General features: G+C 55.3%; 1 protein-coding gene. It reads right to left on the bottom strand.

The features are described 5' to 3' along the window. The coding region (locus M6F29_RS12085) for a DUF4372 domain-containing protein (RefSeq protein WP_298160280.1) at nt 1-382 on the bottom strand (382 nt) is incomplete at its 3' end. Nucleotides 383-575: the final 193 nt, after the last annotated feature.

The raw sequence follows: 575 nt of genomic DNA, 5'->3' as shown, positions 1-575 counted from the left end.
CCAAGGCGTAAACGGTGTTGTCCAGATCGATGCCGAAGCTGTCGTTGCAGTACAGCTTGCGCGCACGCCGGATGAGCAAGGCGGCCAAGTCCGCCCAGATGTGCCAGTCGCGCCCTTCGTTGGCATCGGCCAGTGTCGAACGTCTGATCGGCGAACGAAAGCCCATGCTGTACAGCTTCGATTGATTCGCCAGCAAACAGGTTTCGATGTCGCGCAGGCTCTCGCGGTAAGTCAATTGCGCGAAGGCCATGGCGCGAAACTGCTCGGGGCAACTCAGACTGCGCACTCTGGAATCGCCACCATAACGATCTACGATGCGCGCAAAGCTGGTCCACGGCACGAACTCCATAATTTGCGCGAACAGCGTCTTGCCCAAGTTCATGGCTCACCTCCAGAGGGTTCAATCTCTGGAAGTTACTCGAACCGGAATGTGCGTAAACTGATTTCAAATCGGCACCAAAATAAATTGCCCTGCAACCCGCGCCAGTACTCAACCTTGGCTCGGATGTTTCTAAGTTAACCGGACACTACTGATCAGTCCTACCAACTTAGTGGGCTTGAAGCGACCGCATTTC

The sequence above is a fragment of the Ferrovum sp. genome (genome assembly GCF_027317285.1).
Lineage (GTDB): Bacteria > Pseudomonadota > Gammaproteobacteria > Burkholderiales > Ferrovaceae > Ferrovum.
This window is presented reverse-complemented; position numbering and strand designations above follow the sequence as displayed.